This is a genomic window from Psychromarinibacter sp. S121 (assembly GCF_049801035.1).
Lineage (GTDB): Bacteria > Pseudomonadota > Alphaproteobacteria > Rhodobacterales > Rhodobacteraceae > Psychromarinibacter.
This window is the reverse complement of sequence record NZ_JBNAGE010000008.1, coordinates 78,169-85,081: the sequence shown is the minus strand read 5'-3', so window position 1 is coordinate 85,081 and position 6,913 is coordinate 78,169. Positions and strand designations below refer to the sequence as shown.

Sequence of the window (6,913 nt, the reverse complement as noted above, 5' to 3'; positions counted from 1 at the left end):
GCCCGGCTTCCGCCAGACCATCCTTGGGCAGACGACGGTGTCGCCCCTGGACCTCGAAGCCGGGAACCCGAACCTTGTCGGCGGCGACCAGATCTGCGGCTCGCATCACCTGACCCAGAACTTCCTGTTCCGCCCGGTGCGGGGCTTTGCCGACGGGCGCACGCCCATCGACGGGCTGCACATGATCGGCGCCGCGTGCTGGCCCGGCGCGGGAACCGGCGCAGGGTCCGGGTTCTTTACGGCTCAAGCGATGAAATGAAGACCAAACGAAGAAAATTGGACACTGACGTCAAGTTTTGCTTCTAACTTAAAATATCTCGGGCTTAACTGCCCATCAGAAACGCACCCGGCCGAACCGGGGCTGTCAACCCAACGGGAGTAACAGAGATGACTGCCAAAACGACCCTTTCGCGGCGCGGATTCCTTGGCGCCTCGGCGGCGCTTTCGGGCTTCGCCTTTGCCGGCATGCCGGTGCTGGCGCAGGACGCGTCCAGCCTGACCATCGCCTACAACCTGCCGGTCCACAGCTGGGACCCGACCACCGGCCCCGCCGCCGTGAACCCGGCGCTGCAGGCGGTCTACCTTGCCGTGTTCGACCGTTATATCGCGCAGAACCCCGACCTGTCCTTCGACGCCGGACTGCTGACCGATTGGGGGTTCAACGACGACAAGACCCAGATCACCATGACCGTCCGCGAGGGCGTGAAATGGCACAACGGCGCCGACCTGACCCCCGATGACATCGTCTGGTCGCTGACCCGCGCGGGCAACCCGGAAACCGGCAACCCGATGCAGTTCGTCTGGGGCAAGATCGGCAACTTCGTGGTGGACGGCAACGTGATCACCGCCGACGTGCTGGAATTCGAACCGGCGCTGTTCAAGTGGATGGCCTTCCTGACCGCCTTCGTCCTGCCCAAGGACTATTACGAGGAAGTCGGCGCCGAAGGCTTCGAGGCCGCGCCCGTCGGAACCGGCCCCTACACCGTCGACGCGTTCGAGCCGGGCGCCTATGTCCGCCTGAAGGCCTTCCCCGACTACTGGGGCGAAGCGCCCTCGTTCGAGACCGTCACCATCAAGTTCGTCACCGACGCCGCCAGCCGCGTGGCCGAGGTTGAATCGGGCAACTCTGACGTCACCGTCAACATGCCCTACGAGGAATACGACCGCCTAATCGCGCAAGACGGCCTGTCGGGCGAGGCGATCCCGATCACCGACATCGGCATGATCTTCCTGAACGACATCGACGTGATGACCGACAAGAACGTGCGTCTTGCCGCCCATTACGCGATCGACAAACAGCTGATCATCGACCGCCTTCTGAAAGGCTACGGCGTTCCGCTGTCGACCCTCGAAGCACCGGGATACGCCGCCTACGACGAAAGCATCGTGGTGCCCTACGACCCGGACAAGGCGGTCGAACTGCTGGCGGCCTCGGGCTATTCCACCGACAACCCGGTGAAGTTCACGATCCAGACCACGCGCGGCTTCAAGCCGAAGGATTACGAGATGATCCAAGCCATCGTCGGCCTGTGGCGCAAGGTCGGCATCGAGGCCGAGATCGAGGTCTACGAGATCGCCAAGCACTACGAGCTCCGCGCCGCCGATACGCTGGCCCCGGCCGCGTTCTACAACTGGGGCAACTCCATCGGCGACCCGTCGACGGCCACCGGCTTCTCGATGTTCGGCCCGTCTCCCCACGCCGTGTGGGACACCCCGGACCTGATCGAAAAGATCGGCCCGCTGTTCGTCGAAGCCGACGAAGAGGCGCGTATCCAGGGCTACAAGGACGTGTCGCGTTACATCGCCGAGGAAGGCTATGTCATTCCACTGCTGCAGTACGTGATGCCGATCGTCTACCGGTCCGACCTTGCGGTCACGCCCTACACCTCGGGCGACCTGCTGCCGCAGGCGATCACCGGCGCCTGATCCAAGACAGGCACGCGGGCCGCGTCGGCGGCCCGTGTACCCAATCCCGAGGCCCCAATGCTTCTTAAGACCATCGCGATCCGGCTTCTGACCACCGCCGTCACCCTGTTCGGCGTGGCCGTCGTGGTGTTCACGCTGGTCCGCGTCGCCCCCGGCAACCCCATCGCCATGATGTTGCCTCCCGGCGCGACCGAGGAAGACATCGCCAACCTCACCCGCCTGTACGGCTTCGACAAAAGCCTGCCGCACCAGTTCGTGATCTGGCTGGGCGGCGTGGTGCAGGGCGACTTCGGCACCTCGATCACCCTGCGCCAGCCGGTCGACCAGCTTGTGCTGGGCCGCCTGCCCGCGACGCTGGAACTGGCGCTGATGGCGCTGGTCTTCGCTTTGATCCTGGGCGTCACCGCCGCCGTCGTCGGCGCCCGCAAGCGCGGCTCGGCCACCGAGGTCGGCGTCGATCTGGCCGGCGGCGCGGTGCTGTCGATCCCCGACTTCCTGTGGGGCCTGCTGTTCGTGCTGATCTTCGGCGTGTTTTGGCCCGTGCTGTCGATCTCGGGCCGCATCGACCCCCGGCTGGACTTCGACTTCACCACCAATTTCTACTTCATCGAGGGCATTCTGCGCGGCCGCTTCGACGTCGCGGGCTCGGTCTTCTCGCACATGCTGATGCCCGCCCTGTCGCTGGCGCTGCCGCTCGCCGCGATGATCTCGCAACTGCTGAAACAGAACCTGAAAGAGGTGCTGGTGCAGGACTACACCACCCTCGCCCGCGTACGCGGTTTCTCTGAAACCGCCGTCATCCTGCGCGAGGCGCTGCGCAATGCCGCCCTGCCGACGCTGACGCTGGTGGGGGTGCAGTTCACCTTCCTGATCGGCGGCACCGTCATCGTCGAACGGCTGTTCGCCTACGAGGGCCTGGGCAACATGGCCATCGACGCGGTGATCAACCGCGACCTGCCGCTGATCCAGGGCATCGTGCTGCTGTTCGCCGCGCTGTTCATCGTGATCAACCTTGCCGTCGACCTTTGCTACACCTTCCTGAACCCGAGGCTGCGCCATGGCTGATGTCGCCGCACCCCCGAAACGCAGCCGCCGCGCCGGCCGCCTGAACCTGCGCCTGTGGCTGCCGCTGGCGTGGATCCTCGTGGTCGCCATCGCCGCCATCTTCGCCCCGCTGATCGCGCCGCATGACCCGCTGGCGCAGGACCTGTTCCTTGAACGCCTGCCGCCCTTCTTCAGGGCGGGGACCGAGCCGGGTTATTGGCTGGGCACCGACAGCCTTGGCCGCGACGTCCTGTCCCGCATGATCCACGGCGCCCGCATCGCGCTGTTCGTCAGCCTGATCGCCGCCACCGCCACCTGTGTCTTCGGCTCGGCGCTTGGCCTTGTCGCGGGCTACTACGGCGGCTGGTGGGACCGCGTGATCTCGCGCCTCGTCGACATCTGGATGGCCTTCCCGCCTGTGCTGTTCGCGGTGCTGCTGGTCGCGGTGATGGGCACCGGCCTGACCTCGGTCATCGCCGCCATCGCCCTGATCGACTGGACCCGCTTCGCCCGCGTGATCCGGGCCGAGACGATGGTGCAAAGCCGCATGGACTATGTCGACAGCGCCCGCATCGGCGGCGCCCGCCGCTTTGCCACGCTGGTGTCCGAAATCCTGCCGAACGTGCTGCCCTCCATCGTCGCGCTGCTGATGCTGGAAATGGGCATCGCCGTGATCGTCGAGGCGATCCTCAGCTTCGTGAACCTCTCGATCTCGTCCGACGACCCGACTTGGGGCTCGATGATCGCGGAAGGCCGCAACGCCATCCACTTCGCGTGGTGGGTGCTGCTGTTCCCGCTGATCGCCCTGTTCCTGACCGTCCTCAGCTTCTCGACCTTGGGTGAGGGCCTGAAACAACGCTTCGACCCGGTGCTGCAATGAGCCTTCATCCCCATACGCTCGAGGTGATGAACCTGAACGTCGCCCTGCCCCGTGGCCAGCGCCTGCTGCGCGACGTGTCCCTGACGCTGGAACCCGGCGAGGTTCGCGCGCTGGTGGGCGAAAGCGGCGCGGGCAAGTCGATGATCGGCAAGGCGGTGCTGGGCATCCTGCCTCCCGCCGTGAAGGTCACCGACGGAGAGATCCTGCTCGAAGGCCGCAACCTCGGCACCCTCACCGACACCACCCGCCGCACCACCGTCGCCAAAAGCGCCGCGCTGATCCCGCAGGATCCGCTGACCGCGCTGAACCCGGTGAAGAAGATCGGCCCGCAGATCGTCGACCCGCTGATCCGCATCCACGGCTGGTCGCGCGACACCGCCCGCACCAAGGCGCTGGACCTGCTGGACCGCGTCCACATCCGCGACCCGAAACGCGTGATGGAAAGCTATCCGCACGAACTGTCGGGCGGCATGCGGCAGCGCATCCTGATTGCCGCCGCCTTCGCGCCCTCGCCCCGCCTGATCGTGGCCGACGAGCCGACAACCGCGCTGGACGTGACCGTGCAGAAACAGATCCTGCGCCTGATCCGCGAGCTTCAGCGCGAGACGGGGACCGCCGTGCTGTTCGTCACGCATGACATGGGCGTGGTCGCCAAGATCAGCCAGAAAGTCACCGTCCTGTTCGCCGGCAAGGTGATGGAGGACGCGCCGACGCGGCAGGTCTTCACCGACCCGCAGCACCCCTACACCCGCGCCCTGATCGCCGCGACGCCCAGCTATGCCGACCTGAACCGCCCGTTCTCTCCGGTCCCGGCAGAGCTGATCGCCGAATTGCACGGTGACATCCGCAAGGAAGACCTGCTTCATGGCAGGGCCCCGGCCCGATGACCGACATGAGCACCACGAAAGACATGACCTCGCAGACCCGGCCCCCGCTGTTCTCGGTGCGTGACCTGCGCCTGTCCTTCCCGGACATGGCCAACAAGCCGCTGCTGGGCCCCGCCCCCCGGACCGAGGTGCTGAAGGGGCTGTCCTTCGACATCCCGGCAGGGCAGATCACCGGCATCGTCGGCGAAAGCGGCTCTGGCAAGTCCACCGCGGGCCGCGTTCTGGTGCGGCTGCTGGAACCCGACTCGGGCACCGTCCTGTTCGACGGCGACCCTATCGGCCACCTGACCGAGGACGCGCTGCGCCCGCTGCGCCGCGACCTGCAAATGATCTTTCAGGATCCGATGTCCTCGCTGAACCCGCGCCACAAGGTCGGGCGCCTGATCGCGCAGCCGCTGAAACGCTATGGCCGGGGCGGAACCCGCGAACAGGCCGAGGACGCGCTGCGCCGTGTCGGCCTGCCGATGGACTTCGCCGACCGCTATCCGCACCAGCTGTCGGGCGGCCAGCGCCAGCGCGTCGGCATCGCCCGCGCCATCGCGCTTGAGCCGCGCTTCATCCTCGCGGACGAGATCGTGTCGGGCCTCGACGTCTCCAGCCAGGCGCAGGTTCTGGCGCTGCTGAAAGACCTCGCCGCCGACATGGGGCTGACGATGGCCTTCATCAGTCACGACCTGTCGGTGATCCGCCACCTGTGCGACAACGTCATCGTGCTGAACCGGGGCGAGATCGTGGAACAGGGGCCGGTGGAACAGGTGTTCGACACGCCGCAATCCGAGATCACCAAGACCCTGCTGGCCGCGATCCCGCTGCCGGAACTCGACGACGATTGGTTCGACGACTAACGTCGCTCCGCCAGTTCCGCCAAACTCTGCCCCCGCTTCACCGCCCGCGTGATCACCGACGACTTCGTTCGGTCCACGCCGGGCAGCCGCGCGATCTCGCGCCGGATCAGGCGGTCCATGTCCTCCATGTCGCGCGCCAGTACGTGCAGGCTGTAATCCGCGTCGCCCGTCATCGCGTGGCAGCGCCAGACCGAGGGATGCGCCAGCACCGCCGCCTCGAACTCTTCCGCCGCCTTGAAATCGATCGTTACCGCGATGAATGCCTCCAGCCCGAAGCCAAGCTCTTTCGGGTCCAGCCGCGCGATGTAGTCGGTGATCACCCCCTCGGCCTCCAGTGCCTTCACCCGCTTCCACACCGGCGTCTTCGACAGCCCCAGCCGCTCGGCCAGTTCCGTGAAGGAAATCCGCGCGTCCTTCTCCAGCACCCGCATCAACGCAAGATCGACCCTGTCCATTCGTTCTCTGTATCCCGATCCAACTGGCAAATCCGTTCCGAGTTTACCGCGAACCGCGGAAGAATGAGAACGCTATTTCGCGCAAATCATAGAACATACCGCGCGACACACGCACGAACGGACCACGCCCATGAACCGCACCGACTATCACCGCATGATCGAGACGCCGCAGATGCTGGACTATGGCGTCTACCTCGACGTGTCGAAGCTTCTCGACTGCCAGAAACCGCTGGACGACCTGTGCAACGCCGACGAGTTGCAGTTCCAGATCGTCCACCAGGTCGAAGAGCTTTGGATGAAGCTGATGGCCTACACGCTGGTCGACGTCATGGGCTATCTGGAACAGGGCAACACGAACCGCGTCGTCACCCTGATGGGCCGCGTCCACCGCCTGATGCGCCTGATGACCGCGCAGCTGGACGTGCTGGAAACCATGTCGCCCCGCGAATACCAGGAGATCCGGCTGCAGCTTGGCAACGGCTCAGGCCAGGAAAGCCCCGGCTTCCAGACCCTGCTGCGGATGCCCCGAGACATCTGGGCCGCGTACAAGTCCACCTACCTCGACGCCCGCGGCCTGACGGTGGCCGATATCTACGACGCCAAGTACGACCACGGAGACAGCTATGTCGTCGCCGAGGCGCTGATCGAGTACGACGAGCTGTTCCAGAAGTTCCGAGCGATGCACCTGTACCTGATCCACCGCTCCATCGGCCTCGGCTCCCGCTCGCTCAAGGGCCGCCCGGTCGAGATGCTGGAATCCGGCACCCGCCACCGCTTCTTCCCCGAGCTCTGGGACATCCGCTGCAACATGACCGACGCCTGGGGCGCAAGCTATGGCGTGGTGCGGGAGGCGTTGCGGGAGTGAGGGGGGGTGGG

General features: G+C 65.8%; 7 protein-coding genes and 1 pseudogene. 7 read left to right on the top strand and 1 reads right to left on the bottom strand.

What is annotated here, in order from left to right:
- The 6 genes and pseudogenes from ACP156_RS24160 to ACP156_RS24135 all read left to right on the top strand — a co-directional run.
- Positions 1-259, top strand: a pseudogene (locus ACP156_RS24160) (NAD(P)/FAD-dependent oxidoreductase); the annotation flags it as partial.
- Between the two features lie 128 nt (positions 260-387).
- Positions 388-1,926, top strand: a complete 1,539-nt coding sequence (locus ACP156_RS24155; RefSeq protein ID WP_425053919.1) for an ABC transporter substrate-binding protein — start codon at positions 388-390, stop codon at positions 1,924-1,926.
- A gap of 57 nt (positions 1,927-1,983) precedes the next feature.
- Complete coding sequence (locus ACP156_RS24150; protein WP_425053918.1) at positions 1,984-2,991, top strand: ABC transporter permease; 1,008 nt, start codon at positions 1,984-1,986, stop codon at positions 2,989-2,991.
- Complete coding sequence (locus tag ACP156_RS24145) at positions 2,984-3,850, top strand: ABC transporter permease (protein WP_425053917.1); 867 nt, start codon at positions 2,984-2,986, stop codon at positions 3,848-3,850. The genes ACP156_RS24150 and ACP156_RS24145 overlap by 8 nt, the downstream gene beginning before the upstream one ends.
- Positions 3,847-4,737 carry an ABC transporter ATP-binding protein gene (locus ACP156_RS24140; protein WP_425053916.1) on the top strand — a complete coding sequence of 297 codons (891 nt, stop codon included), beginning with the start codon at positions 3,847-3,849 and terminating at the stop codon, positions 4,735-4,737. The genes ACP156_RS24145 and ACP156_RS24140 overlap by 4 nt, the downstream gene beginning before the upstream one ends.
- Positions 4,738-4,742: 5 nt before the next feature.
- Positions 4,743-5,582 carry an ABC transporter ATP-binding protein gene (locus ACP156_RS24135; RefSeq protein WP_425053915.1) on the top strand — a complete coding sequence of 280 codons (840 nt, stop codon included), beginning with the start codon at positions 4,743-4,745 and terminating at the stop codon, positions 5,580-5,582.
- Here ACP156_RS24135 and ACP156_RS24130 read toward each other — a convergent pair.
- Positions 5,579-6,037: an Lrp/AsnC family transcriptional regulator gene (locus ACP156_RS24130; RefSeq protein WP_425053914.1), complete on the bottom strand. Its 459-nt coding sequence runs from the start codon at positions 6,035-6,037 to the stop codon at positions 5,579-5,581. The genes ACP156_RS24135 and ACP156_RS24130 overlap by 4 nt on opposite strands.
- A 130-nt stretch (positions 6,038-6,167) precedes the next feature.
- On the opposite strand from ACP156_RS24130, the gene ACP156_RS24125 reads away from it, so the two are divergent.
- On the top strand, positions 6,168-6,902 hold the full coding sequence (locus ACP156_RS24125) for a tryptophan 2,3-dioxygenase family protein (RefSeq protein ID WP_425053913.1): 735 nt from the start codon (positions 6,168-6,170) through the stop codon (positions 6,900-6,902).
- The last annotated feature ends 11 nt before the right edge of the window (positions 6,903-6,913 follow it).

Bases quoted from the DNA above. Each gene is read 5' to 3' on its own strand.
- ACP156_RS24130 (WP_425053914.1), bottom strand. From the start codon at position 6,037: ATGGACAGGGTCGATCTTGCGTTGATGCGGGTGCTGGAGAAGGACGCG.
- ACP156_RS24150 (WP_425053918.1), top strand. From the start codon at position 1,984: ATGCTTCTTAAGACCATCGCGATCCGGCTTCTGACCACCGCCGTCACC.
- ACP156_RS24125 (WP_425053913.1), top strand. From the start codon at position 6,168: ATGAACCGCACCGACTATCACCGCATGATCGAGACGCCGCAGATGCTG.
- ACP156_RS24135 (WP_425053915.1), top strand. From the start codon at position 4,743: ATGAGCACCACGAAAGACATGACCTCGCAGACCCGGCCCCCGCTGTTC.
- ACP156_RS24155 (WP_425053919.1), top strand. From the start codon at position 388: ATGACTGCCAAAACGACCCTTTCGCGGCGCGGATTCCTTGGCGCCTCG.
- ACP156_RS24145 (WP_425053917.1), top strand. From the start codon at position 2,984: ATGGCTGATGTCGCCGCACCCCCGAAACGCAGCCGCCGCGCCGGCCGC.
- ACP156_RS24140 (WP_425053916.1), top strand. From the start codon at position 3,847: ATGAGCCTTCATCCCCATACGCTCGAGGTGATGAACCTGAACGTCGCC.